This is a genomic window from Pseudomonas sp. GXZC (assembly GCF_026967615.1).
GTDB classification, from domain to species: Bacteria; Pseudomonadota; Gammaproteobacteria; order Pseudomonadales; family Pseudomonadaceae; genus Aquipseudomonas; species Aquipseudomonas azotoformans_A.
Genome location: NZ_CP114115.1, coordinates 4,442,750 through 4,466,908 on the forward strand (window position 1 = coordinate 4,442,750; position 24,159 = coordinate 4,466,908).

The 24,159-nt window shown below is 58.0% G+C and carries 27 protein-coding genes and 1 pseudogene; 6 read left to right on the forward strand and 22 right to left on the reverse strand.

Going from position 1 to position 24,159, the window contains the following annotated elements; genetic code table 11:
* The 11 genes from OZ428_RS20760 to OZ428_RS20810 form a co-directional block, all read right to left on the reverse strand.
* The gene (locus tag OZ428_RS20760) at positions 1 to 522 is read right to left on the reverse strand and encodes a hypothetical protein (protein WP_269131130.1); all 522 of its coding nucleotides are present in this window, start codon (positions 520 to 522) and stop codon (positions 1 to 3) included.
* Positions 523 to 533: 11 nt separating this feature from the next.
* Positions 534 to 3,161, reverse strand: a complete 2,628-nt coding sequence (tssH, locus tag OZ428_RS20765) for a type VI secretion system ATPase TssH (RefSeq protein ID WP_269131131.1) — start codon at positions 3,159 to 3,161, stop codon at positions 534 to 536.
* Positions 3,154 to 4,173 carry a type VI secretion system baseplate subunit TssG gene (gene tssG, locus OZ428_RS20770; protein ID WP_269131132.1) on the reverse strand — a complete coding sequence of 340 codons (1,020 nt, stop codon included), beginning with the start codon at positions 4,171 to 4,173 and terminating at the stop codon, positions 3,154 to 3,156. The genes tssH and tssG overlap by 8 nt, the downstream gene beginning before the upstream one ends.
* On the reverse strand, positions 4,158 to 6,035 hold the full coding sequence (tssF, locus tag OZ428_RS20775) for a type VI secretion system baseplate subunit TssF (RefSeq protein WP_269131133.1): 1,878 nt from the start codon (positions 6,033 to 6,035) through the stop codon (positions 4,158 to 4,160). Before tssF ends, tssG begins: the two co-directional genes overlap by 16 nt.
* Positions 6,032 to 6,550, reverse strand: coding sequence for a type VI secretion system baseplate subunit TssE (tssE, locus tag OZ428_RS20780; protein WP_038850289.1), 519 nt, complete (start codon positions 6,548 to 6,550; stop codon positions 6,032 to 6,034). Before tssE ends, tssF begins: the two co-directional genes overlap by 4 nt.
* 149 nt (positions 6,551 to 6,699) lie before the next feature.
* A complete protein-coding gene (locus tag OZ428_RS20785) occupies positions 6,700 to 7,182 on the reverse strand; it encodes a type VI secretion system tube protein Hcp (protein WP_016978511.1) in 483 nt (160 codons plus the stop codon).
* 22 nt (positions 7,183 to 7,204) lie between these two features.
* Positions 7,205 to 8,704: a type VI secretion system contractile sheath large subunit gene (gene tssC, locus OZ428_RS20790; protein WP_033896856.1), complete on the reverse strand. Its 1,500-nt coding sequence runs from the start codon at positions 8,702 to 8,704 to the stop codon at positions 7,205 to 7,207.
* Between the two features lie 78 nt (positions 8,705 to 8,782).
* Positions 8,783 to 9,283, reverse strand: a complete 501-nt coding sequence (gene tssB, locus OZ428_RS20795) for a type VI secretion system contractile sheath small subunit (protein WP_033896857.1) — start codon at positions 9,281 to 9,283, stop codon at positions 8,783 to 8,785.
* 37 nt (positions 9,284 to 9,320) lie between these two features.
* A complete protein-coding gene (gene tssA, locus OZ428_RS20800; protein WP_269131134.1) occupies positions 9,321 to 10,334 on the reverse strand; it encodes a type VI secretion system protein TssA in 1,014 nt (337 codons plus the stop codon).
* A 78-nt stretch (positions 10,335 to 10,412) separates the two neighbouring features.
* On the reverse strand, positions 10,413 to 11,438 hold the full coding sequence (locus OZ428_RS20805) for a catalase family peroxidase (RefSeq protein ID WP_269131135.1): 1,026 nt from the start codon (positions 11,436 to 11,438) through the stop codon (positions 10,413 to 10,415).
* A gap of 51 nt (positions 11,439 to 11,489) precedes the next feature.
* Positions 11,490 to 12,407: an anti-sigma factor family protein gene (locus OZ428_RS20810; RefSeq protein WP_269131136.1), complete on the reverse strand. Its 918-nt coding sequence runs from the start codon at positions 12,405 to 12,407 to the stop codon at positions 11,490 to 11,492.
* 482 nt (positions 12,408 to 12,889) lie between these two features.
* Between OZ428_RS20810 and OZ428_RS20815 the strand changes: the two genes are divergently transcribed.
* On the forward strand, positions 12,890 to 13,441 hold the full coding sequence (locus OZ428_RS20815) for an RNA polymerase sigma factor (RefSeq protein WP_082461389.1): 552 nt from the start codon (positions 12,890 to 12,892) through the stop codon (positions 13,439 to 13,441).
* Positions 13,442 to 13,551: 110 nt separating this feature from the next.
* Here OZ428_RS20815 and OZ428_RS20820 read toward each other — a convergent pair whose 3' ends face one another.
* Both OZ428_RS20820 and OZ428_RS20825 read right to left on the reverse strand, forming a co-directional pair.
* Positions 13,552 to 14,304 (reverse strand): outer membrane beta-barrel protein, encoded by a 753-nt coding sequence (locus OZ428_RS20820; protein ID WP_269131137.1) that lies wholly within the window; start codon positions 14,302 to 14,304, stop codon positions 13,552 to 13,554.
* A 136-nt stretch (positions 14,305 to 14,440) separates the two neighbouring features.
* Positions 14,441 to 15,265 carry an arylamine N-acetyltransferase family protein gene (locus OZ428_RS20825; protein ID WP_269131138.1) on the reverse strand — a complete coding sequence of 275 codons (825 nt, stop codon included), beginning with the start codon at positions 15,263 to 15,265 and terminating at the stop codon, positions 14,441 to 14,443.
* A 120-nt stretch (positions 15,266 to 15,385) separates the two neighbouring features.
* Here OZ428_RS20825 and OZ428_RS20830 point away from each other — a divergent pair, with 120 nt between their 5' ends.
* From OZ428_RS20830 to OZ428_RS20840, 3 genes and pseudogenes are all read left to right on the forward strand, one after another.
* Entirely contained in the window at positions 15,386 to 15,622 is a 237-nt protein-coding gene (locus OZ428_RS20830) for a DUF6555 family protein (RefSeq protein WP_016979650.1), read from the forward strand.
* Between the two features lie 91 nt (positions 15,623 to 15,713).
* Positions 15,714 to 15,896: pseudogene (locus OZ428_RS20835) on the forward strand (LysR family transcriptional regulator); the annotation flags it as partial.
* An 89-nt stretch (positions 15,897 to 15,985) separates the two neighbouring features.
* A complete protein-coding gene (locus OZ428_RS20840) occupies positions 15,986 to 16,399 on the forward strand; it encodes a hypothetical protein (RefSeq protein WP_269131139.1) in 414 nt (137 codons plus the stop codon).
* A gap of 551 nt (positions 16,400 to 16,950) precedes the next feature.
* On the opposite strand, the gene OZ428_RS20845 is transcribed toward OZ428_RS20840, so the two are convergent.
* The 4 genes from OZ428_RS20845 to OZ428_RS20860 all read right to left on the reverse strand — a co-directional run bounded on the left by OZ428_RS20845 (position 16,951) and on the right by OZ428_RS20860 (position 20,775).
* Positions 16,951 to 17,772, reverse strand: coding sequence for a hypothetical protein (locus tag OZ428_RS20845; protein ID WP_269131140.1), 822 nt, complete (start codon positions 17,770 to 17,772; stop codon positions 16,951 to 16,953).
* 345 nt (positions 17,773 to 18,117) lie between these two features.
* On the reverse strand, positions 18,118 to 19,179 hold the full coding sequence (locus OZ428_RS20850) for a DUF4062 domain-containing protein (RefSeq protein ID WP_269131141.1): 1,062 nt from the start codon (positions 19,177 to 19,179) through the stop codon (positions 18,118 to 18,120).
* A gap of 395 nt (positions 19,180 to 19,574) precedes the next feature.
* The gene (locus tag OZ428_RS20855; protein ID WP_269131142.1) at positions 19,575 to 20,162 is read right to left on the reverse strand and encodes a Swt1 family HEPN domain-containing protein; all 588 of its coding nucleotides are present in this window, start codon (positions 20,160 to 20,162) and stop codon (positions 19,575 to 19,577) included.
* On the reverse strand, positions 20,155 to 20,775 hold the full coding sequence (locus OZ428_RS20860; RefSeq protein ID WP_269131143.1) for a DUF5343 domain-containing protein: 621 nt from the start codon (positions 20,773 to 20,775) through the stop codon (positions 20,155 to 20,157). The genes OZ428_RS20855 and OZ428_RS20860 overlap by 8 nt, the downstream gene beginning before the upstream one ends.
* A gap of 270 nt (positions 20,776 to 21,045) precedes the next feature.
* Between OZ428_RS20860 and OZ428_RS20865 the strand changes: the two genes are divergently transcribed.
* The gene (locus OZ428_RS20865; protein ID WP_269131144.1) at positions 21,046 to 21,306 is read left to right on the forward strand and encodes a DUF3630 family protein; all 261 of its coding nucleotides are present in this window, start codon (positions 21,046 to 21,048) and stop codon (positions 21,304 to 21,306) included.
* 603 nt (positions 21,307 to 21,909) lie between these two features.
* On the opposite strand, the gene OZ428_RS20870 is transcribed toward OZ428_RS20865, so the two are convergent.
* The 4 genes from OZ428_RS20870 to OZ428_RS20885 form a co-directional block, all read right to left on the reverse strand.
* Positions 21,910 to 22,356, reverse strand: a complete 447-nt coding sequence (locus tag OZ428_RS20870) for a GNAT family N-acetyltransferase (protein ID WP_269131145.1) — start codon at positions 22,354 to 22,356, stop codon at positions 21,910 to 21,912.
* Positions 22,304 to 22,579, reverse strand: a complete 276-nt coding sequence (locus OZ428_RS20875) for a hypothetical protein (protein WP_269134250.1) — start codon at positions 22,577 to 22,579, stop codon at positions 22,304 to 22,306. Before OZ428_RS20875 ends, OZ428_RS20870 begins: the two co-directional genes overlap by 53 nt.
* An 85-nt stretch (positions 22,580 to 22,664) precedes the next feature.
* Positions 22,665 to 22,865 carry a DUF6021 family protein gene (locus tag OZ428_RS20880; protein ID WP_269131146.1) on the reverse strand — a complete coding sequence of 67 codons (201 nt, stop codon included), beginning with the start codon at positions 22,863 to 22,865 and terminating at the stop codon, positions 22,665 to 22,667.
* Between the two features lie 14 nt (positions 22,866 to 22,879).
* Positions 22,880 to 23,056, reverse strand: a complete 177-nt coding sequence (locus tag OZ428_RS20885; RefSeq protein ID WP_163825853.1) for a hypothetical protein — start codon at positions 23,054 to 23,056, stop codon at positions 22,880 to 22,882.
* Positions 23,057 to 23,169: 113 nt separating this feature from the next.
* On the opposite strand from OZ428_RS20885, the gene OZ428_RS20890 reads away from it, so the two are divergent.
* Positions 23,170 to 23,691: a DUF3087 family protein gene (locus OZ428_RS20890; protein WP_033901363.1), complete on the forward strand. Its 522-nt coding sequence runs from the start codon at positions 23,170 to 23,172 to the stop codon at positions 23,689 to 23,691.
* Here the strand turns inward: OZ428_RS20890 and OZ428_RS20895 are convergent.
* Entirely contained in the window at positions 23,688 to 24,155 is a 468-nt protein-coding gene (locus OZ428_RS20895) for an MEKHLA domain-containing protein (protein ID WP_269131147.1), read from the reverse strand. The two genes, OZ428_RS20890 and OZ428_RS20895, sit on opposite strands and share 4 nt — an antisense overlap.
* Between the last annotated feature and the right edge of the window lie 4 nt (positions 24,156 to 24,159).

The window sequence follows — 24,159 nt, forward strand, 5'->3', positions numbered from 1 at the left end:
TTATCTACCTTCCACCGATCCAAGCGGCGTCGTCGGACGCGAGTTAGACACCCGATACACCATCCCGCCATGACCGCTCTGCACGCCGGGAAGCATTACAAACCCCATCTTCTTCCAGAACGCGCAAGATGCTTCATCCAGGGAGGTCAAGCGGATTTCGCAGTTGGGCGTGTTGCCGTAATCGCGAATCGCGTAGTCCATGCCAAAACTCGCCAGAGTCGATCCCAGCCCGCTGCCGGATACCCCGGCAAAGACGTCTTCGATCTTCCAGGTGGAGCCCTCCTTGAACATCACCATCAACCCCACCGCGTCGTCATCATCACTTTGATAGGCAACAAAGTAGGCGACTTTGGCCTGCTCCGCGGGCGTATCGTTGGAGCGTGCGGTGCTGACGGTATTCATCATCGCAATCACCTCCGAACCTGCCTGGGAGGTCGCCAGGATGGCCGCTTCACCGAGGGCTTCGCGAAAGGTGATGAAGTCCACTTTGCGACAGTCGAACGCGCTATTGATGTTGGGCATGGTGGAGCTCCTTATTCAAATGCGTAGGCAAACTCGCCGGCTTCAACGCGGACCCGTACCTGCGTGGGGGGAGTGCCGTTCAGCAAGCGCTTGAGAAATTCGGTACTGATCGCCGGCAACATCGAGTTGGTCAGGATCGCGTCGATCATCCGTCCGCCGCTTTCCAGCTCGGTGCAACGGCTGGCGATCAGCTCCACGACGTCCTCGCTGAAGGTGAACGGGATCTTGTGGCCCTCGGCGATGCGCTTCTCGATACGCCCCAGTTGCAGGCGGATGATGCTGCCGAGCATGGCGTCGCTCAGCGGGTAATAGGGGATGACCACCAGGCGCCCGAGCAGGGCCGGCGGGAACACGTCGAGCAAAGGTTCGCGCAGCGCCTTGGCGATGGTGTCCGGCGCGGGCAGGCTGGTTTGCGGATGGCGGCAGAGACGACTGATCAACGCGGTGCCGGCATTGGTGGTGAGCAGGATCAGGGTGTTCTTGAAGTCGATGATCCGGCCTTCGCCGTCCTCCATCCACCCCTTGTCGAACACTTGGAAAAACAGCTCGTGCACGTCCGGGTGGGCCTTTTCCACCTCATCCAGCAGCACCACGCTGTAAGGCTTGCGTCGCACCGCTTCGGTCAGCACGCCGCCTTCGCCGTAGCCCACGTAACCGGGCGGCGCGCCCTTGAGGGTGGAGACGGTGTGCGCCTCCTGGTACTCGCTCATGTTGATGGTGATGACGTTCTGCTCACCGCCATACAACGACTCGGCCAGGGCCAGCGCGGTTTCGGTCTTGCCCACTCCGGAAGTGCCGGCGAGCATGAACACGCCCACGGGCTTGCCGGGGTTGTCGAGGCCGGCGCGGGAGGTCTGGATGCGTCGCGCGATCATCTCCAGCGCATGGTCCTGGCCGATGATGCGTTGGCCCAGGCGCTCGGCCAGGCGCAGTACGTTTTCGATCTCGTTCTTGACCATGCGGCCCACGGGAATGCCGGTCCAATCCTGCACCACCGAGGCCACGGCCTGTTCATCAACGCTGATGAGTACGAGAGGATGTTCGCCCTGCTGCGCGATCAGTTCGTCCTGCAGTTGGCGCAACTCGGCCAGGCCGGCTTCGCGGTCATCGGACTCGGCCAATTGGCTGCGCAGGCGCTGGATCTGTTCCACCAGCGCCAGCTCGTTATCCCAGCGCCCTTCCACTTCGTCCAGGCGTTCGCGTTCACTGGCCAGCAAGGCTTCGACCGAGGCGCGACGGCTGACGGTGTCCACGCCGATAACGGTCTCGCGCTCGATAATTGCCAGCTCGGTTTCCAGGGACTCGATACGGCGCCGACTGTCATCCACCTCGGCCGGGGTCGCATGCAGGCTGATAGCGACGCGAGCACAGGCCGTGTCGATCAGGCTGACGGCCTTGTCTGGCAGCTGCCGCGCCGGGATGTAGCGGTTGGACAAGCGCACCGCCGCTTCCAGCGCCGAATCGAGGATGTGCACCTGATGATGGTTCTGCATGGTTTCGGCAATGCCGCGCAGCATCAGGAGCGCGCGGGCTTCATCCGGTTCGTCCACCTGCACGGTCTGGAAACGCCGGGTCAACGCCGGGTCTTTCTCGATGTGCTTCTTGTACTCGGCAAAGGTCGTCGCGCCTACCGTGCGCAAGGTGCCTCGGGCCAACGCCGGCTTGAGCAGGTTGGCGGCATCGCCGGTGCCGACAGCGCCGCCCGCGCCGACCAGGGTGTGGGTCTCGTCGATGAACAGCACCACCGGTTTGACACTGGCTTGGACCTCGTCGATCACCGAGCGCAGGCGCTGCTCAAACTCGCCTTTCATGCTCGCGCCAGCCTGCAACAGGCCGACGTCGAGGGCCAGCAGCTGTACGTCCTTGAGGCTGGGCGGCACGTCGCCACGGGCGATGCGTTGGGCAAACCCTTCGACCACGGCGGTCTTGCCGACGCCCGCCTCGCCCACCAGGATGGGGTTGTTCTGGCGGCGACGCATGAGGATGTCGATCACCTGGCGAATCTCTTCATCGCGACCGACGATGGGGTCCATCTTGCTCGTACGCGCTTGTTCAGTGAGGTCGACGGTAAAGCGCTTCAGGGCTTCCTGCGGTTTGCTCGGGGCCAGCGCGCCGAGGTCTTCGCCGGGCGCCTGGTAGCCGTCGCTGGCGCTCATCCGGGCTTCGGGGGAGTCCTTGAGCAACGCTGCGAATCGCTCACTCAAGTCATCGATACCGACCTTGTTGAACTCGCGGGAAACCCCATACAAGCCGTTGCGCAGGCTGGGGGTTTTCAACAGCGCCAACAGTAAATGGCCGGAGCGCACCTGGGACTCGCCGAGCATCAACGTGGCATACACCCACGCACGTTCGACGGCCTCTTCCACTTGCGACGACAAGTCGGTGACCGACGTCGAGCCACGGGGCAAGCGGTCGAGGGCCGCCGTCAGGTCACGGGCCAGTACGGCCGGGTCGATGCCGTAATGGCGGATCAGTCGCAGCAGGTCCGAGTCGGTCAGTTGCAGGATCTGCTGCAACCAGTGCACCAGCTCCACATAGGGATTGCCGCGCAGCTTGCAGAACACGGTGCTGCTTTCAATCGCCCGGTAGCACAGGCTGTTGAGTTTGCCGAAAAGCGCGAAGCGACTGATATCAGCCATGGGCAGGTCCTTGAGGGGTAATGGAGAGGCGCGGGTTGATCAGCAACTGCCGATCATCCTGCTCGGGGGCCTGGCTGCTCAGCCAACTGGTCCAGCCCAGGGGCGCAGAACCGAGGCGCAAGCCAGGCAGTTGTTCTTTCTTGACGATCAGGTTGACGTCCCAGTCCAGCGCCAGGCCGACGTATTGGCGCACCCAGTCCTGCACGCGCTGCAGGCTGTCGCCACCGGGCAGCAGGCGACGGGTTTGCGCCAGGTCAAGGGGGCCGATCAACAGGCGGAACTTGTGCTGGGTGTTCCAGACTTTCTTGCCCATCACGGTGGTCTGGCCGAGTACGGCAGCATCGGGGCCGCTGCGCAGGGCGCACAAGCCGTCAGCGGGCAATTTCATCCAGTGGCCGACAAACTGCTCGACCCGCACCGGTACGCCGAGGTAGTCGGTCAGTAGCGCGGCCAAGCCCTCGGCATTGCGCGTCTGCGGGCCCAAGCGTCCGGCGAAGTGCAGCTTGGCCACGTCGGGCACTGCGTTGCGATCCAACAGTGAAGTCTGGCCGATGCCGATCAGGGAGCCCAGGTACTGCGCAAAACGGTCCGCTCCCGGGCGGTCCAGGCTCACCGCCGGCTGGGCACTGGCCCAGGCGCGGTAGAACAGGCTGATCATGCGGTGGTGGAACACGTCGCAGAACGCCGCGAGTGTGGGGTCATTGCGGTTGCGTTGGCGGTCGCGGATGTATTCGGTGAGGTGAATCGGCAACGGACCGTTGGCGCCCATCAGGCCAAAGAAATTCAACAACAACTTGGGCACAGCGCCGGGCGTGAGCGCAGCGATCATCGTTGGCTCGAACGCCAGCGACGGCTGCTGCCCGAACCGCACGGCCTCATCCGCCGGGCGCGCGGCCTGGCCGATGCGCGGCAAGTGCGCAAACGCGCACTCCAACTGACGCAGCGCGCCGTAGAAATCGAAGCGCGCCGGGTGCGCCTCCAGGGCGCCGAGCAGGGTCAGAGGATCTCGCATCTGCCCACCCGCGCCGGCCATTGCATGATCACGCCACGCGTGGTGCTCTTGATCAGCGTTTCGGTGAACGCGTTGAGCGACACGTACTTGGCAAAAAACTGCTCCAGCACCGAGCCCAGCACAAACACACCAGCGCCTTCGAACGCGGCTTCATCCAGGGTCACACAGACCTGCAAGCCACGGCCATAGGTGATCGGCCCTGGCAACGGCAGGCGCCGCACGATGCTTTCGGCCGTCACCGAACGCAGGCCTTCGATCTGCTTGTGGGCGGCTTCGTCTTCAATACGGCAATACAGGCGCAGTAACTCGCGCAAGGCACTGGCACCCTGCTCTTTGTCCTGGTCCAGCAACGACAGGTAGTTGAGGGACAAATGGCTGACCAGCCGCCATGCGGTTTCGCCCTCGGCAAAGGATGGCGCCGGCACCGTGGGCCCGGTGAGGCAACGCACCGCCTGCACCGGCGCGCCGGACTCGACGCTGAAGTCGCTGCGGCCACTGCCTACCGGCATGCTCAACACCAGGTCACGGTTGCTGCACAGGGTGTCGATGCCCAACTGGCGAAGGTCGCTGCGGTGCGGGGCTTCTTGGGCGTCCACCAGGGACAGGAACAACTCGCTGCCGATGTAGCTGGAACGCGGGCCTTGGCGGTGCTGTTGCTCGGACAACACCCGCGCATCCCGGCGCACTTGGTAAAAGGCGTTAGGCGGCTTGCGGGCGTGCAGGTCATTGGCGCGGTAGAACGACTCGAAGGTCTGGCTGGCTTCCGCGCCACTGCCGTAGCCAGTCACGCCTTCGATCTGGTAGATCTCGTAATCCATCGGCCGCGTGCGGTCCGCAATCACGTGGTACTCCGCCTGCTGATCGGACAGGTGCACACGCTCGGCGCGCATCGGGAACAGGTTGATCGCTGGCGTGCAGTACAGGCCGAAATTCGCTGCGCTGAGGCTTTGTTCCAACTGCGGATCGAGCTTCTTGAACAGCACGATCACGTCCAGCTGTTCAGCGCTGCAGCGGCTGACGCTGTTGGCCAGTCCCACCACGTCGGCAAACATGAAGCGCTGCGGCATGGCGAAGTATTCCTGCAACAGCCGATAGCCCTGGAACTGACGCGGGCCGGTGGGCAGCAACGCTTCACTGTCGCTGTAACCCAGGCTGCGAATCGCGCTCTTGGGCAGCAATTGGTGCCAGTCGACATGCTCCTGCACCGGCATCACCAGCACGCCGACGGCCTGGGCCAGCAGGTGTTCAAGGATGCGCGACGGCATGGCGTCGCCGCCACGGATATGCAGCGGCAGGTTATCGAGGGACAGGTCGCTGAAAGTCAGGCCGGCGCCAACCCTGAGGCGCAGGCGCAGGGCCGCCTTGACCCCGCCCAGGCGCGACAGATCAACACCCGCCACGTGTGCACCGCAGGCAAAGTAGCGCGCCTCGGCCAGCTCGATCGGCCACAAGGTCACATCATGGGCAGTGCGGAATTCGCAGGCGGTCTGGTCGCCCTTGCCCAATTGGCTGTGCAACGCGGTGCCGCGTGGCACCTTGAACCCAGAGGCCAGGCTGCCCTCGCCCATGTCCGGCTGCAATTGCACCACCGCCATCGACGGCGTGGGCGCCAGGTATTGCGGGTACACCAGTTCCAGCAAGTGGTTGGTAAAGCGTGGGAACTCGGCGTCGATCTTCAACTGCACCCGCGCCGCCAGAAAGCTGAACCCCTCCAGCAACCGCTCCACATAAGGGTCGGCACAGGCATAGGTTTCCAGCCCCAGGCGTCCGGCGACCTTGGGGTAGTCACGCGCGAATTCACCGCCGACTTCCCGCAGGTGAGCCAGTTCACGTTCGTAATAGCGCAGCAGTTTGGCGTTCACCGCACGTCCCTTGTCTCGATATCGAAGACCCTGGCCTCGCCTGCTTCCAGGTCGAGTTCGGTCTTCAGGTACAGGCGCTCGGGCAACGGTTGGCCCCAGAGTTCGCCATGAATTTCAAAGGCCATCTGGTTAGGACTGGCCGTAGCCCCCGAGGGCGCCACCGGCACCACCCGCACGCTGTTGCGTAAAATCCGCGGTTCAAAATCCCAGATCGCCTGGCGGATGCGCCGCCCAAGCTCATCACGGTCCAAACCGGCGGCGGTCTTGCCGGCAAGATCCGGCAGACCAAAATTGACCACCGACTGCATCGCCAGTGGGTAGGCGCTCAAGTCACGAAAACTGCCCAGGCTGGTGCTGTTGAGCAGCCACCCCAGGTCACGCAACACCGCCTGGCGCAGGCCACGCATGGACAGCACGCGCTTGTCCCGAGGCTCCACGGCATGCTCGGTGTCGTCATCGCTCAAGCGGTCGAGCAACGACGGTTGCAGGCGTTCGCGACTGGTGAGTTCAGCCATGGTTAAGGCCTTGAGTAAGGTTCACAATGTTCTCCACTGTGGCGAGGGAGCTTGCTCCCGCTGGGCTGCGCAGCAGCCCCAAAAACTTAGGGCCGCTTCGCGCCCCAGCGGGAGCAAGCTCCCTCGCCACATCCACCGGGGTGTCAACATCAGATTTTCTGGTTCTTTTCCAGGTCCCACTTCTTCGGCGTGCCGGTGATCACGGTGTCGCCGGTGAAGGAGTCGAACTCGTAGCTGATGGTGGTGAAGTTGATCGAGATGGTTTCGCTCGGGCGCTCGCCGTTGCTGCTGGCGGAGTAAGAGCTGATGATCGCGCTGCCGAGGATCAACTTGAGGAACACTTGTTGCTTCTTGTCCGGGCCGCCGGTCTGGATGAAGTGGATCTCGGCATCACCCAGGCTCTTGCCGCACACGGCCTGCATGAACAGGTCCGCGGAAGCCAGGTCGGTGACCTTGGTCATGGAGATTTCCGAGAACGACGGGTTGCTGGTGTCGCGGTCGGCGCCGCCACCGCTGGTGGAGATCGCCCGGCCGACCCCCATCTGGATTGCATCGATGGTGATCCAGTCCTTGTGCCCGTCGACGGTGGAAGTGCCTTTGATCTGGGTGCCTTTGAAGTTCAGCAAAATCATGGTGGTTACCTTTCAGGGTTGATCAGTTGGATTTGGTGGACGGCAGCTTGGAGACCAGGCGCAGGGACACGGTCAGGCCTTCGAGCTGGTAGTGCGGGCGCAGGAAAAACTTGGCGCCGTAGTAGCCGGGGTTGCCTTCGATTTCTTCCACCACCACTTCAGCGCCGGCCAGTGGCTTGCGTGCTTTGTCAGCGTCGGTGGCGGTGGCCGGGTTGTGTTCCACGTAGCGGCCGATCCAGTTGTTGAGCCAGATCTGCATGTCGTCGCGCTCTTTGAATGAGCCGATCTTGTCGCGCACGATGCACTTCAAGTAATGGGCGAACCGGCAGGTGGCGAACAGGTACGGCAGGCGCGCGGCCAGGTTGGCGTTGGCGGTGGCGTCCGGGTCTTCGTACTCGGCCGGCTTGTGCATCGACTGCGCGCCGATGAAGGCCGCCAGGTCGCTGTTCTTCTTGTGCACCAGGGGCATGAAACCGTTCTTGGCCAGCTCCGCTTCGCGGCGGTCGCTGATGGCGATTTCGGTCGGGCAGGTCATGTCGACACCGCCGTCATCGGTCGGGAAGGTATGCACCGGCAGCCCTTCCACCACGCCGCCGGATTCGATGCCGCGAATCTGCGAGCACCAGCCATAGTGTTTGAACGAGCGGTTGATGTTCACGGCCATGGCATAGGCGGCGTTGGCCCAGGTGAAGTCCTTGGCGCCAGCGGCGTCGGTGGTTTCTTCGAAGTCGAACGCTTCCACCGGGTTGGTCTTGGCACCATAAGGCGCACGGGACAGGAAGCGCGGCATTGCCAGGCCCACGTAACGCGAATCCTCACTGGCGCGGAAGCTGCGCCAAGCCGCGTGTTCCGGGGTCTGGAAGATCTTGGTCAGGTCGCGTGGGTTGGCCAGTTCCTGCCACGACTCCATCAGCATCACGCTGGGGTCGGCGGCGGTGATCAGCGGGCAGTGCGCCGCCGCACTGACGCGGGCCATCTGGGTCAGCAGCTCCACGTCCGGGGCGCTGTTGTTGAAGTAGTAGTCGGCCACGAATGCGCCATAGGGCTCGCCGCCGAACTGGCCGTATTCCTCTTCGTAGAGTTTCTTGAAGATCGGGCTCTGGTCCCAGGCCACACCCTTGAACTTGCGCAACGTCTTGTGCACTTCGTTCTTGGAAATGTTCATCACGCGGATCTTCAGCGACTCGTCGGTCTCGGTGTTGTTGACCAGGTAATGCAGGCCGCGCCAGGCGCTTTCCACGCCCTGGAATTCCTCGTGGTGCAGGATGTGGTTGACCTGTTCGGTAAGTTTCTGGTCGAGGGCAGCGATCAGGCCTTCGATGGTGCCCAACACGTCGTGGGGCATCAGCTGAGTGCCTTGTAACGCTTGCTCGGCCAGAGTGCGCACGGCGGTTTCCACCGCTTCCTTGGCTTTGTCGGTCTTGGGCTTGAACTCTTTTTGCAACAGGCTGGCGAAGTCGCCGGCGTCGAACTCGGTGGTGACCAGCGGCTGTCCGGCCTGTTCCGATTGCGGAGTGGACATGACGGTTTCCTCGAATTTTGGGCAAAGCCTCCCCGTACCGGGGCAAACGAGGCTCCGGCAGAGTCAGCGGTTATTCAGTTATTCAGGCTGTTTGGGCGCAGTGCTCAAGGCCTGCATCACGCTCGGGTCGGCGAGCAGTTTGGCCAGCAGTTCCTCGGCACCCACCTTGCCGTCCATGTAGGTCAGCAGGTTGGACAATTGGCTGCGTGCGGTGAGCAGTTGGTTGAGGCTCGGGACCTTGCGGGCGATGGCGGCCGGGCTGAAATCGTCCATGGTTTCAAAGGTGATCTCCACCGGCAGGTTACCCTCGCCGCTCAGGGTGTTGGGCACCTGGAACGCCACGCGCGGCTTCATCGATTTGAGGCGCTCGTCGAAGTTGTCGATGTCGACTTCCAAAAACTTGCGCTCGGCCACCGGCGGCAACGGCTCGGCGGGTTTGCCGGAGAGGTCGGAAAACACCCCCATCACGAAGGGCAACTGCACGGTTTTTTCCGAGCCGTAGATCTCCACGTCGTATTCGATCTGCACACGTGGCGCCCGGTTGCGAGCGATAAACTTCTGACTGCTTTCTTTGGCCACAGGACGAGCTCCGGTGAGTGGGTTTGATACAAAAGGGTCAGTTGTCGCTGTTGCGAATACCGCTGACCAGCGCCAGTTGCGCAAGACCATCAGGGGCGAGGTCTTGCAGCAATTCCATGAAATTCTTGTCGATCAGTTTCTTCGCCCGTTGCAGCAAAAACGGCACGGGGCTGGCCGGTTCGTGGGTCTGGAAATAGGTGCACAGGCGGTCGAGCGTCTGGCGCGCGTCTTCGCGGCTGTTGATCTCGCCACGGTTGGGTTGCGGCGTTAATGCCGGAGCATCGGCTGTGATAACCGGTGCTGCCACATCCAGTTGCGGACGACGGATCACCTCACCGGCACGCCGCAACAGTGTGGCCAGGCTGCTCAGATCGATAGCGCGGCCGACGCCGACTTTCTCCGTGAGCAACTGCTCGATCTGCACGCTCAGCGCCAGGGCCTGGGCCAATGCGGTTTCGGTGGCGTCCAGCGCCAGCGGGTCCGCCTCGGCCAACGCGCCTTCGATCACGGCCGGGCTGAGGTCACCGCTGGGTTCGGTGGTGGCCAGGTCGATCTGGCGCAGGCTCAAGCTGCCCACACTGCGCGCGGTGATCAACGGCGTGCCCAGCAGGTCGCGCAACAGCCCGGACGGCTCGCAGAGAAACGCCAGGATGTTGATGCGCAACAGAGGGTCGTGGTCATCATCGGGATCGAGTTGGGGATGCAGGCCATCCCAGCAGTGTTCCAGCAACCCATGGATCAGCTGCAGGCCCGCAGCCAGGCCGGAGAGACCGTGCAGGTTGAGCTGGGCGCGGGTCAGCCAGATTGCCACGCGCAGGTCGCGGCTACGCTCCAGCAGCGGCAAGGCCAGCAGCATCACCCGCTTCCAGTTGGGTTCGATGGCTTGGGTGATGGTGTCGCCGTATTGCACCTCGGGCTTGCCCAGGGCTTCTTCTTCCAGCTCGAGGAATTCAGGGTCGTATTCGACGTTCACGCCGCCGCCGTTTGCCTCGCCCAAGGGCAAGGCAAACGCGGCGAAATCCAGTGGTTGAGCGTCGGTGGGCAGACCCATCGCAGTTCCCTCGTTCAAGTTGTTCTGGGAATAGAACAAGCGAGGGAAATGATTTATTCCGAGGGCTTGGAAAAATTCTTAACGCAGGCGCTCTTCGCTGATGCGCCGGCGATGGGATTCGGCATAGGCCGCCTTGCGCGCCAGCAGCAGCGGGTCATCCGAAGGCGCAATCCCCGCTGGCAACTCCAGCGGGTTGAAGTCGATGTCGCGGCACGCACCGTCGACCTGGGCTTGCTGGTCATCGATCACCAGCACACCGGCATCGATCTGCCGACGCCCCTCGGGCCAGCGCACGGTGGCATCGGTGGTGACATCGCTAGGATCGGCCAGCGTGATAATCAGGTGCCAGCGTACCGGCCCCTGCTCCAGTTGCGTGGCAAAGCCGAAGGCGAGGAAGTCGGGGTCGCTGCGCTGCGCGGCGGTGATTGCTTTGTACGGTGTCTCGGGCACCATGCTCCAACGCACGAACCGTTCCTGGCCCTGGGCGTTGATCATGCGAAAGGCGTTGACGCTGTAGTACGTGGTGTTATCAAAACCGGAAGAGCCTGGATGGTCAGCGAGCCATTGTTCGAACGGGCGCATCTCCGGATGGGCGCGCTTGAAGGCCTGCATCTTTTGCGGGTCCGGAGCGTTATCGCCATAGGTCGGCATCGAGGCGCGCAACTGCTGGTAAAGACCTTCGGGGGTGTTGACCGGGAACACCGGCACGGAATTCATCGCCATGTACCAGGCGTCGCCCTCCGAGCCCGCCAGGCGCAACGCCATGCTGCGGATCATGCCGTGCACGTCGGCCTGGGCCGGATCACCCCCGGCAGCGGACAAGCGACCGATCAACGGCACTGTGCCGCGCTGCAACATCGCGGCGTGGGAAACCTCTGTCGCATTGCCGTTGCTTTCAAAGTGGCCGCTGATGCACTGGCCCTTGGCATGGTTACGCCGAAACCCGGGGTGGGCACCGCCCGCGACGGCCTCCATTTCATCGACGATCTGTACAGCGGAGGGTGACGGCGAATACAGCAGCCACACACCGATGCCGGCGAACACTGCGACAGCCAGGGCGAAGGACAAACGGAGGTGTTTTTGCAGCGGAAAAGTTCTTTTCATCACGCTATCTGGGATCACAGCATCGGGAACCAATGCCCGACCCCAGCATGGTTATTTCTGGAGCGCGGCGATCCACATCGGTGACGGCGCCCCGGCAAACAACTGGGCGGCACTTCGGTCGGCGACAAGTCGGGCAACGGCGTTAAGGTCCACACCTTCGGGCTCGCCGATCAGGGCGTAGCCCAGTTCAGACTGGCGCCACGTTACTACGTTCATTTGCGCGACGCTTTGCTGCGTGATGGACTGATCAGGCTTGGGCTCTTTCATCACGCACAACGCCACCGGCGCACCATTGGCCGGCAGGTACACCAGCTGGATCAGCGCCTTGTTGTTGAAGCGCAGGCGCTGCACGCGCTTGAACGTCAGGCCGGCGGAACTGAGGTCGGGAACGCGCAGGGCCAGGCCGTCGATATCCCGGATATCCGCGAGGGTCTTGGTGATGGCATCCGTCGGCTGCGCGCCGTAGGCCACGGTTTCACGGGTGTACAGATGCTGGTAGGCAGCCGCCTGTTGAACCCATGGCGAGGCCTGGGCAACGGCGGGCGCGGTGGTCTCGATACCCGGCTTCAGCGCACCGCCGAATGCACCAACTTGAAGCACCAAGGCATAGCAGGCTGCACCGGCAACGAACGTCAGCGCGGGCCATGCAAATTTAGGTTGGAAGAATGCGAACAGGCGGGAGAAAACGCTGTCTGTCTTTTCGTCGGAAACTTCAGCGCTACGGGAAGGAGCCGGTTCAGCCGTGTGCTGAGCCGCCAACGCCGCAATATTGAGCTTGAGACTTTCGGGCACCGGCGGCAGGTTCTGCCGGGCAAAGGCTTCCTCATAAGGCAGGCACGAAGCCATCAACCGGGAGACTCGTTCAGCCAGGTCCGGTGAAGCGTCTATGAGCCGCTCTAGCTCCTGGTTCTGTTGCGACGAAAGCTCGCCGTCAACATAGGCCATTAGCAAGGCATCATCCGCTACCATGGGTTTTTCTCTCCGTTTGTATTCATCAGTTTCTGCAGGGTGATTCTCAGCCTTGTGGGCCGAAGCGGCGAGCCGGTGGGTAGCGACAAGCCATCATATTGATATCAGCTTCACGGTTGCAACAAGTCAAAAAACTTTAAAGCAAGCGGCGAATACTCGGTGACACGCACAAATACTTTAAGAGAACACCCTGGAATCTAAAATATTCCCAGGGCCTGATAAATCTTATATGTTTCACTCCGTGTCAGGGTATTTTTCCTGACACGGCTGCCAGAATCATTGGCCTGTAACCTGCATAGGCTGTCATTAACCTTTCAATGACGATCCAAATCGGTACACTTTGTCAGCATCTTGATACAATTCTTCGACACCCAGGACCCTCAGCACCGCAAAAAGGACGCCGCGACACAGGCATCCGCTACGGTATCGACCTCGTAGCCTGACCGCTCCATTTTAGGCATCAAGAAATAATAAGAGGAAATATGTCGATCACCGGTGCTGATTTACCCGCACTGCTTCCCGAACTGTTGCCACGCCTGTGGGCCTTTGCGTTGCGCATTTGCGGCGACAAGCATGATGCCGAGGACCTGGTGCAGCTCGCCTGTGTCCGCGCGCTGGAACGGGCCCATCAGTTGCAGCCCGACACCTCGGTACTGAGCTGGATGTTTTCCATCGTGCACTCCACCTGGATCAACGAACTGCGTTCACGCAAAGTACGCAGCCGTTCGCGCATGGACTGGAACGACGAATTCCTCGAGACCGTCAGCGACCCCGAGGCGCCCAACCCGGAGTCCGACCTGATGCATCGCCAGATCATCGAAGCGGTACAAAAACTCCCCGATGGCCAACGCGAAGTGATGCTGCTGGTGGGCGTGGAGCGCTTCAGCTACAAGGAAGCCGCCGAAATGCTCGACCTGCCGATCGGCACCATCATGAGCCGGCTGTCCCGTGCGCGTCAGGCGATCGGCGCGCTTTTTGATTCGCCGAAAAGCAAACCTTTGCGCGCTCGACCGGAGAGTTCTTCCGCGAGCTGAAACCGCTCTAAACTGGCGTCCTGAACGGGACCACCCTAAGGACGAAGCCCCCTCTCCTTCCTCATCGTGAAAGGCGCAGGCACTCACCTTGAACGCCCGCCACAATATGCTTAGAACGCGATCCCGACCTTGAAGCCGTACTCGTTACGCTTGAGCTTGGTGTTGTCGGCCACTTCGGAATCACCGTCGAGCTTGTACTCGGTGCGGGTGTAGTACAGGCCCGCGACCACCGGCAGGTCGCCCTTCTGGTTCATCAGCAGGCTGACTTCGGCGTAGGGGTTGGTGCGGTCCTTGAGATCCACGGTGTCGCTGCCGAAATCTTCCACCTTGAGCTTGGTGCGACCATCGATGGTGCGACGGGCGCCGGCTTCGACACGCAGGGTCATGTCATCGAACTGGTGGTTGTAGCCCAGGGCTGCCTTGGCGAACGGCGACTTGTTGGTGAGCTTGACGTCGAGGTCGTTGATCTCTGGCTCGTAGCGGGTCCAGCTGTAGCCACCGCCGACGATCACGTCGACAAAGTTGCGCGCATCCAGCGCGGCACGCCAGCCGAGGTCCAGGTCAGCCTGGCCTTCCTTGAGTTTGTTGTCGCTTTTTTCGCCGTACTTGGCTTCGATACCGGCCTGGTAGATAAAGCCAGATTCAGCGGTGAGCTTGTTGCCGAAGTTATAGAACAGCCCCGCCTCAGGCATGCGGCTCTTGTCGCTCTCGCTGCCGCCTTCGAATTTGAAATCGTTGTAGCTGCCCAGGATCCCGAAGGTGGAAATCGGATCGGTGGACGGAGCAGCGAACACCGCAGCAGGCGCAGCGACCAGCACCAGCAGCGAGGAACCCTTGAGGAATTTTCCGAATAGCTTGGACATCGTTTTACATCTCCTTGTCTGGTGAGCAAATTATTCAGGAACCGCTTCGAACCCCGGCAAGCGCCAAAGGTTCGAATTAATTTGCGTCGATTTGGAGGTAAAACGGTTCAGCGAAGGCTCTAGCTCAACACTTCTATCAATTAGCCATTACCAAGCCATCAAGCACAGTACGCAGCGCCGGCGTGACCGGCACGCGAATGCCGAAGGTTTCAGTCAACACGTCCAACATCTCATCGGCACGGGTGAGGGCGCGCTTTTCACTCGGTCGGTCCAGGGAGTGAATTGCATAGTTGGCATTGTTCAGCGTGTGCCGTCTACCCGCAGCCAATCGTGCAACCTTCAATTGGCCAACAAATACCGAGTCCGGATGGGTGGAGACATACCAGTTGCCGATTTCATAATCGATGGCCGCCTGCACCTGCAGGTCGAACACATACAGGCCGCGCCACTCCTCGGCCACTTGCGCCCACAGGGTGTAACTGCCCTGCCCGTCGAAACTCAGTCGGTAAGGCTCATGGGCCGTGTCCTGCACCGCCTCGGTGTCCAACCGCAACGGACTGCTGGGCACCATGCCGCCAAAGCCGACATCGGTGATATAGCGCACGCCATCCAACGTCACCAGGCTCAAACGATGAGTACGCGCCGTCCGCGCATCCGGCGGCCCACCCATCACCACCCGTCCGGTGATGCCGCGCGCGTCAAAACCAAGCTCCTGCAACAACGCCAGGAACATCTGGTTCAACTCGTAGCAATACCCACCCCGCCCCGCCAGCAGCACTTTCTGCTCGACACTGGCCAAATCGATTGGCACCGGTAGGCGCATCAGGCTCGACAGGTTCTCGAACGCAAAGGTGCACACATGGCGCAGTTGCAGCTCCCGCAAGGTGTGCAAGGTCGGCGCTGGCGGCGAGTCATAACCCAGGCATTGCAGATAGAGGCGGCTATGGGTCAACAGTGACATGGCGCAATCCTTGGGCGCGGGAGGAAGGCGACACTATGCCGCGCCGACAGGCAGATTGTCATTTTGAATGAACCTTTTTGAACGCTGCCCTATCCATCTATAACAACACAGGGAGGCAACATGAGTACCGCAAAAATCTACACCATCAATTATCAGCTGCACGGCAAACCGAAATCCTTTGTGGTGCGCGCCGAAGTGATGAACAACGCCGAAGCCTGGCACTGGGCGGCGGTGGATGCCGATATCGCCCACGTGAGCCGCGTGGGGCGGGTTGGGCATGAACAAGTGAAGAAGACGACCCGACCGTGGGCGGAGAAGTTTGGGATTACGGAGGTGACGTGGGTGGCGCCGAAGTGAGGGGGGAAAGCCCCGCTGGGTGAGGCGGGGCTTTCTGGGCAGCAGCGGCTATTCGCAAATCACGCCTTTCGGCCATCCGTACAGGCGATGCGTAACCCCCCACGGAGAAACACTGCTCAGCAATGCCCGCCGGTTGCTGGAGCTGAACGACGGCATCTTTCAGACCCTACGTGAAAGCCAAACCCCCGCGACCATACGCCTCGGGCTTCAGGGGGAACATTTCCTCAGCGATATCCTGCGACGTTTCGTCCAGACTTACCCGAGGGTTCAACTCGGACGACGGCAATGGATTAGAGTGGGCTACGTAAATCCAAACCCCAACAGTTTTCCACACCTCTGTTTATAGCCAGGAGCAACGTTCCCATGAGCGGGCTGTATGAGAAAGCCGAGTTCGCCTTGCGAGCCAAAGACAGTGCGTCCTTCTGGGCTGGACTCGCCGGCGTCGATGCAAAAATAACCGCGCCACTTTTGGCGAAGCTCCTGCTGGAAGACTGGCATGAAGAGCATGAAGATATCGTTTTTGAGTTGGGGTTAATCGGGGAAAACTGCGCGACGTCCGCGATTGCGCAAGCCGCGCAGAAGAATTTCGAATACCTGGTCAGGTGGGGCAACCTGGAAGAGTTTCAGCGCAAGTGCGCTTATGCATTAGCGCGTATTGGCTCTGGCGATTCGAAGGTAGCGTTGGAGCTTATGGCGCAGCAGTTCGACACAGGCCTTAGCAAGTATGCTGAGGAAGGGCTGAGGCATTGGGCTGTGCCGATTAAAAAGCGGGGTTAGTGGGTGGAGTTCTTTGAGTCTAAATGACCGATTCTGGCCGAGAGCTGCCACTCACGAACGACTGCTTTCGGCCAGAAGCGGACAGTTTCGCAGGCTTAGCAGCGCTTCCTTGACTCTTGAATGCGTCTACAGGAGCAAGGGCGATTAATTTCTGATGCCAAAGCGTGAGCGCATTTGCTCGGTGTGATTCGCCAAGTCATCTCGCTGATAGCAATCTTTTCTTCCAGTGATAAAGAGTACATGGGTATACCCAACGCACAGACCCAAGTTAAAGTCTGCAGTGTTATCGGGATGTCCTTTCGCAAGGTAGTTCAACCGACCTGCCCGTGCACCGCGTTCTAGCTTGTTAAGACTTACGAGAATTGCGTGAATTTCCGGCGGTGCGGAGTACTCCAGTGGAGCTGGTTTTGACAAATGGGCTATCGTCTTTCATGATTTAGGTCCATATCGATACAGATGCGAAAACTTGTATATTTCCATGTCGTCGGCCCACAGTCACAGACTGGTAGAATAGTTCAGATAAAGTTATTGCGGCCAAGTCTAGAGGTAGCTTAATTGCTTTGCTGATCGTGTTCTTCCAACAAAAAAGTAAGGTAACTACGCGCAAGGTTGCAATACAGGCGCGCCTCGTGTGACTGAATTGCAATCCCCTCTTTCAGATCGGTTCCGTGGCGAACCCCACCTCCCGTCGGCGACGAAAGGTAGCCGTGCAAAGTCGTCATCCAATTGAGAATATTTTCCTGTGCCTTGCCCCGCTCTCGCCTTTTCATCTCGCTAATGATTGGGCCGAAGTACTTCCCTTGAATTGTAACGGTGTCCTCGCCCATACCCCGAAAGGCTGTCGTGATCGACTCGAGAAGGAACAGAATCTCTTGGACCGCACGCCGGCCCTGGCCCGTATCGAGCAACCGTTCAGACTCCGCTAAGCAATCGTCGATAAGCTTACGGGCCTGCTCATCAAGCGAAGGTGCCAAGCGCGGTACAGTGATTGGAGTATAGGCACGCGTTGCAATCAAATCAGGCAGTTGTATTTCATACCCCGCATCATGCTTAGCCAAGATAGAGTTGATATGTTGAATATCTGGCACGGCTAAGCCGGACTTCTCAAGGTTTACGCAGCATTTACAGAAAGCCTCGATAAACAAAGGGGCATTCTCAGCCAAGTTGTCCATGAGATCAGATAAATCTGTCCAGGCCCAACTCAGATTACTGCTTCTACCCGACCCGCCGAAACTATCCTTGCATTGTTCAACTGCATGCCACACATTTCCCTGTGCCACAATTTTGTCAATCAGCTCATAAAAGTCACGAATAACACCTTTCGGGACTGGTCCCGGAGAACTGAAACGCCACGATTTATCGAATTTTAGCAATTTAACTATCCTTGTCATTATTAAGAATATAAACTTACTGACTGCAACTGACATTGCTTTGGCGTGGCAGTCGTTTAAGTTGTGCTACAACGCAACTCGAAGTGCTTCCTTCAGCTTAGAAATGCTTCGACATCATACGAAAAAATTAATGGCTTTTTGGCGTCTTACTGATACTCGTTTATTGTCACAATGAATCGCAACTACTTTTGTAGACGCCTCTAGCCGTAAAGGGAGAGCTGCTCATCCTGCGTAATTGTCCGTTTTTGGACGATTTCAACCCTCAGTAAGTCGCGAGAAACGGCCGACTTTAGACTCCAGCGGCGAACGATGCTGAGGCATCTAGAGTCATATGGCTGAGATTTTTTCTGATAATGTAGCAGGTTCTTTTTCAATGGCTCTCAGCATTGTCATTACAGTATCCCCATATGGCGTCAAAGTCCAATATGTCATAGAGTCCTGGGTTCGCCTGCTTCTAACGTTTTGCATTATTAGTCCAAGAGCTCTAAATTGAATTTTTATAGTGTGAAAATCATCTTCGAAAATTTCAAAATCATCAAGATACTTACTCTCAAAGCCGGGTTTATTTTCATACTCTGCTTTTGCGCACTCCATTGCAACTTGGCTAAGAGAATTTTTAAATTCGATATCAGATGCTTCATTTATCATTATGGGAGATACGGCCGCAAATATCTCATTCCAGCTTATATTTGAGGAAGCCTCGTACTCGGCTTTATCCCAAGGGTCGGTTCCGGCGAAAAAACTATAAGATATACTAAATTCGTCGTCTCCTTTGGCTAAGTTAGCGGCTCTCTGTGGTTCCGTCACACCTGCAGACGCAATTTCCTGCTCAAGTTCCTCTATCCTCCTACGAAGTGTTAGCATCTCTTGCGCAATGCTTTCACTTGGAACCAAATTTGCCCTCGCCCAACCGACGGCGGGGTGGCTTTTGATAAGCTTCATCAAACTTCGACTTACTTGGCTTCCAAGATCGGCAGGGCTACTCCAAAACTTACAAAGTTTTTTTTGTACTAGGCCTCTGAAACTTTCTAGCTTTTCTTTCCCCTCTGCATTCGCTTCACTGTATTTTGCAGGTAGATCTTCTACAGCGCTATGAACAAAACCTATGATTGGCTTTCCTGTCTCTAGCGCGTATCTGTACTCCATTTCTGTATAGCTTAGTCCGGTCGAACTGATTGATCCATATCTACCTGCGAGAACAACAATGTAATAGTCGCTATCATCAATAACCTGCTTTATTAAGCTCCACTGATCGTCATTAGTCGCTGGAAACAACTCCATACCAGACGGCATGCAATCTAACTCAAGGAGGGCTTGCATAACCTCCTGCCTCTCCTCTTGTAAATCTATAAATGTCGAGCTTACAAATACTTGATATCTTTTTTCCATACGTTGAGCGCTCCCTGCATGGCTGTGGTGACTAATGGTTGTATTTTATATCGCTTCGCTATAGAGCTAATCTAATTCAGGTTTACCCTAAACGGCAACTGTCGAATCTCTCATTAGCTACGTAATTCTTATCCGTACGATGGAAATGGCTGTCATTGAAGTACCGAATTATGTTTTCAATCCAAGGGTCCGTTATATGGCCGAAAGCAGTCGTTCGTAAGTTACAGCTCTCGGCCAATATCCGCCGCCAGATGTTTACCAAACTAGGGAAATTTCTGCCATTGAAGTCGTTGGCCAGAAGCAGAAAACGTCCAGAGCGATTGTGAGACGCTATCTAAAAATTACGGCTTCCCGATGATACACAATCTATTCTATTGGCTTTTCTGGGTTATTTTTTATAGTCCAATAACTTTATTCCAGTCAGCTATATACATGTAAATTCGTTGGAACTCACTAGGTAAGAGCATGCGATTATGGGCTATAAAGTTTCTTGACTTTTCCAGCTCATCCATTCTCTGCTTTAACCAATGCTGGGAGGGCATTAGGGCTTCAAAATAGATCCATTTCTCTAAAATGATTGAGGATAGCTGCCCAAAATCAACGAAGCCTAAAATGTCTGACTTCTCTCCTTCTAGCCATGAATCAGTGAGTGCGGTATTTTGCCTGGATGTAGCATGTTGGCGGACTTTGGCGGGTAGTTTGTCTGCCCAGTCAGGTCCTTCTTTTTCTTCTAGGGTCTCACTAATCAATGATCGAACTTCGTTTTCAAAGCAATGCAAAATTGCATATAATCTAGCCATTTCTAATGCATTATTTCTTCTGGAAATACCGAAAACGGACAGCCCCTCGGACAACAGTCTTTCTTCTGCATCTCCTTGATCGGCACCGACCTGTATGCCAGCCGATTGAAATTGGCCAGCCTCAGATTCAAACATAATCCCCCTAAACATAAAGTCCCGCAGATCTTTTTTGAGGTCAGTCAAGCAGATGCTCCTTTAGGGATTTAAAAATTGCGTTGAAAACCTCGATGTCTTTCGTCGCAGGCAGGTGGATCTGAATATTGTAATGAAGAGAAGGTCGTGTGGACTTGTGTTGGTGTTCACTCAGTTGAACTGGTTGTGGATCCGCAGGCTGTGCTCGAGTGTTCTCCAGTGGACTGCTGCTCTGATTTGCAGAGCTGGACAAGTCCGCGAGGCCTAATAAAGAATAAAAAGTGCTCGCCATCATTTTTGCGGTGTTTGGTGTGGCGTTGTGCGAGCTTTTGAATTTCCCCTCGATTAGGGTCCTATCACTTTGCGTTGGATTAGCTTTGATATTGAATAAATCACCATAAGCTTCTCTTAATGCTTCCGCCATTACACTTGCCGATTGTGCGTTATTACGATAGTCGTGATATCTGGTTGTGGGAGAGCCATCGGGAGCTAGAAAACCCAAAGATTTTAACAAAGGAATAACAGCGCGGAAATTTGATGACGTATATCCCCAGTCTTTCAAATGCTGAGTAGTAAACTTGTCTGGAGCGCCAGCTTCGCGTATGCGGCTGAAAAGATCAGGTAATTGCCCATACACTTGCACATAAGAGTTGGTTAACGCCATATCAGACTCCCTTCCAATACATTATTATGATTTTCTTGCTCGATGCTACTATGTGGCCACTAGCGTGTCTATCACCTGCGATGCTGAATCCTGTCAGGCTAAAATGCGGGTCCTGTACCTCGACGTCAGTGTCTGCTTTTGGCCGTTTTCTGCCTCTCGCAATGGGCAGAAATCGGCCAAGAGCAGCCAAATCCTAACGACGACTATCGATACGTTGCGGCTATCCGCAGAAGCCAGCAGAATCGGGGACTGCCAGTAGTGAGGTGAAGAATGGCGACAATTGAAGTATCAGGAAAAGCCGACTGGGAGCTTTTCGAGGAGGTGGCCCAGGTTCTTGAGCAAGGGCTGGGCGGTCGCTGGAAGGAGAAGCTTGATGGTCTAGACCAGCGCTACTGGGATCTGTTGGTGGACGAACACACGCTTACGCTGCACCTTGAACACTATTTAGGCATTTCCATAGTCGTTCCCGATAGCGCAGATGACACAACTCAAAGAGTATGTGCGCTGCTGAATAAGCCTCCTCGTGGGTAAGCCTGCTCTATCAAAGGTCACAGCTGGCCGATTTCAGCCTTTCGCGAGAGGTAGAAAACGTCGCAAAAAGACATACTATTACCTTGCTGAACCCCCTCCTGGCTCTGGCATTAAGGTGATAGGAAAAATGCCAAACGTCACATCCTCAATCTGGTGCATCGCTCCCGAGTTGGGTACTCCTGAATCACCCGCGATACTGGCAGCGTCAGGTAGCCTCTGGGTGGCATACTTCCGACCGGGAAACGAAACGATTGCCGTTGTGAGGTTTACGGGGCTTATAGACCATCGCCTGGCCCCCATCAATGATCAAGGCTTGGGGCACCATCGCTACGTGGCGAGCGGCTTGCAGCCATACTCTTTCAACGAACTGACAGGCACTGAAGAAACGAACTACTGGCGGACATTGGGCGCGAGGCATTGGGTGGTTACGTTCCAGGATACAACCTTGGATGTCATTGCTCGTGGCGGCGAGGTTGTATCCTCAGAGTTAACAGAAGCATCGCCACTCGAAGCGTTGATTTCGCAGTTGCGGAAAAGCAGCCACTGCGAACGGTGACATTTATCAGCTCGCAAATGTCAGCTTCTGGCCGAAACCTACCAACATCAATCATTGCCCAACTCCATCCTATGAGTCGCATCCCCATCCTCTACCCCGACAAAGCCGCAACGCAGGTAAAACAGGCTTCCCTCAACAGTATCGGTATTAAGCCTCACGCTTCTAAAGTGCAAAGCAGCATGAACAACCAGCGCATTCACCATCCTCAGACCAACATACTGCCCCCTAGAACTAGGCACCACGTATACACGTCGCAACCTCCCGACACTGGCCCCAGCGTAGGGATCAACTGAAAGCCCCCCGATCCCCACCAATCGCTCGTTCAAATAAGCTGCCATCAGGCACTCTCCAGGCGCATCGAAGCGATTGGCGCCTGAGTGCCACTCCGAGATCAATCGGGTAAGAAACCTGAAACCCTCAGCCAACGCCGCGTTCTCAAGGTCAGCGATCTGTGGCGGTAGGTGAGCGATCGGTTGAATCTCCGTCTGGTTCATCCGTACTCCCTGGCTTGGCAAAAAACACTGGCGGCGCGGCTGGAAAACCCTTGAGCAACGCCTCTATTTGCCGGCGATTTTGCAACTGGACAGTAGGCACCTCTGGCCCCACCGCCGGACGCGTTTTCTCGATGCCAGGGCGCGAGTCACGGTCGAAATTCCACACATAGCGCAGGAAGGTCAGGAACTCCAGGTCGCGCTCCCCGCTACAGCCGTCTGGCATGTGGGCGACCAATGGTCAGTGACTGACTGGTGCAGGTCAACTCCTTACCTCATGCAGGATGCAGGTGTGGGAAGGTCGCACAGACTCAAGGCTTCAAGTCGCCCAACGGGTCATATGGCGGCTTCCTCCCCTCCTTGTCCTTCTTTTCCTTATCCAACGGCGCAATCGCCGGTCCTACCGGGTCCACCTGCGGATCCGCCACATCCGGCGAATCCGGGTCGAACCCCAATTCATCCTTGCCACTGGCATGCTCGCCCGAAGCCGGGCCTTTGGGGGGGTTACTCACGGGGTTCTCCTCGTTCAGAGTGGGCGGGCCTTGTCGTGCAGGTTTTCCAGGTCTTCCTCGACGCGTTCCACGTCGTCGTCCTGACGCTCCGCCGGGTCGTTGGGGCGCAACGCATCGTTGTCGCGCTCTTCTTCTCCGGGTGTGCGGTCAGGGTTTGGGGTGCCGGGCGGTGGCTGGTTGTACTCGGACATGATGGTTCACCTCAAAGGGTCTACACAGGTTTAGAGAAACCGCCTTGCGCCATCGTTCAACTTGTTTGCCCAGGCGTGAGATGATGCCCGCCCCTTCTGGAGGCATGAACCGGATGTTCGAGCTCAAACCCTGTGACCCTGTCACCTTCCGCCAACAAACCCGGCGCAGCACGTTGATGGTGGCGGTGCTGTTCCTGGCCTTGGCGATGTTGCTGTCGAGCCTGGCGGTGATGCTGTTTGGCGAGCCTGGCGGGGATAATTTCCGCTTTAATGTCGGCGGTGTGTTCGCCGGGGTGCTGATTACGGTGGCGCTGGTGCGCGGGCCGTTCTGGAGCCAGCCGTGGCTGGCGGCGGCGGTGTATGGCTGGCAGCTCAAGCGCAACCTGATGAGCGTGACCAATGTGATGCACAAGGTCACCGAGCGGGTGCAGGCGAATGACCCGACGGCGATCAAGGTGCTGCGTTTTTATCATTTGGGCCTGACGCAGATGCATGAGCTGGACGCCAACTCCAGCGCCCAGGTGCAACTGGTCGCTGAGGTCGAGGCGCATAAGGCCAAGATGCAGGCGCTGGGGATCGATCCCGAGCAGACCCGGTTCGACCCCGCCTGGCTGCAGGCCTTTAAAAGCGCTTAGGCCAGCACGCCGATGCGTTGCGCGTCGGGCCAAAACAGCGCGGCCTGGCCGCAGAGTTGCCCGGCGTCGTCGAGCAGGGTCCAGACTACCCCGGCGTGGATCATGAAGGGCTGATCAAAGGCATCTACGCGCCAACCGCTGTAACCGGCTGCGATGCCGTTGGCGGTGACTTGCTCCAGTAGCACCTGGCGCGCGGCGCGGTCGAGTTCCGAGGCGCTGAAGCGTGAAGGCATGCCGATGAAGCGCTCGCGCGGGTATTTGAAGCACTGCAACGCGCAGTCATTCACGTAGGTAAAACGCGGGTCTGCGGCGCCGTCATGGGCGAGCAGGCTGTAGGGCGCGTCGCGGTGCAGCCAGGCCAGGCGCTGTTGCGGGTCGAGGTGGTCGGGGGCCGGCAGTCCCTGCCCGGTCCAGTGTCGATACGCCTTGTCCAGCACGCCTACGAAGTCTTCTTGATGGGACACGCAC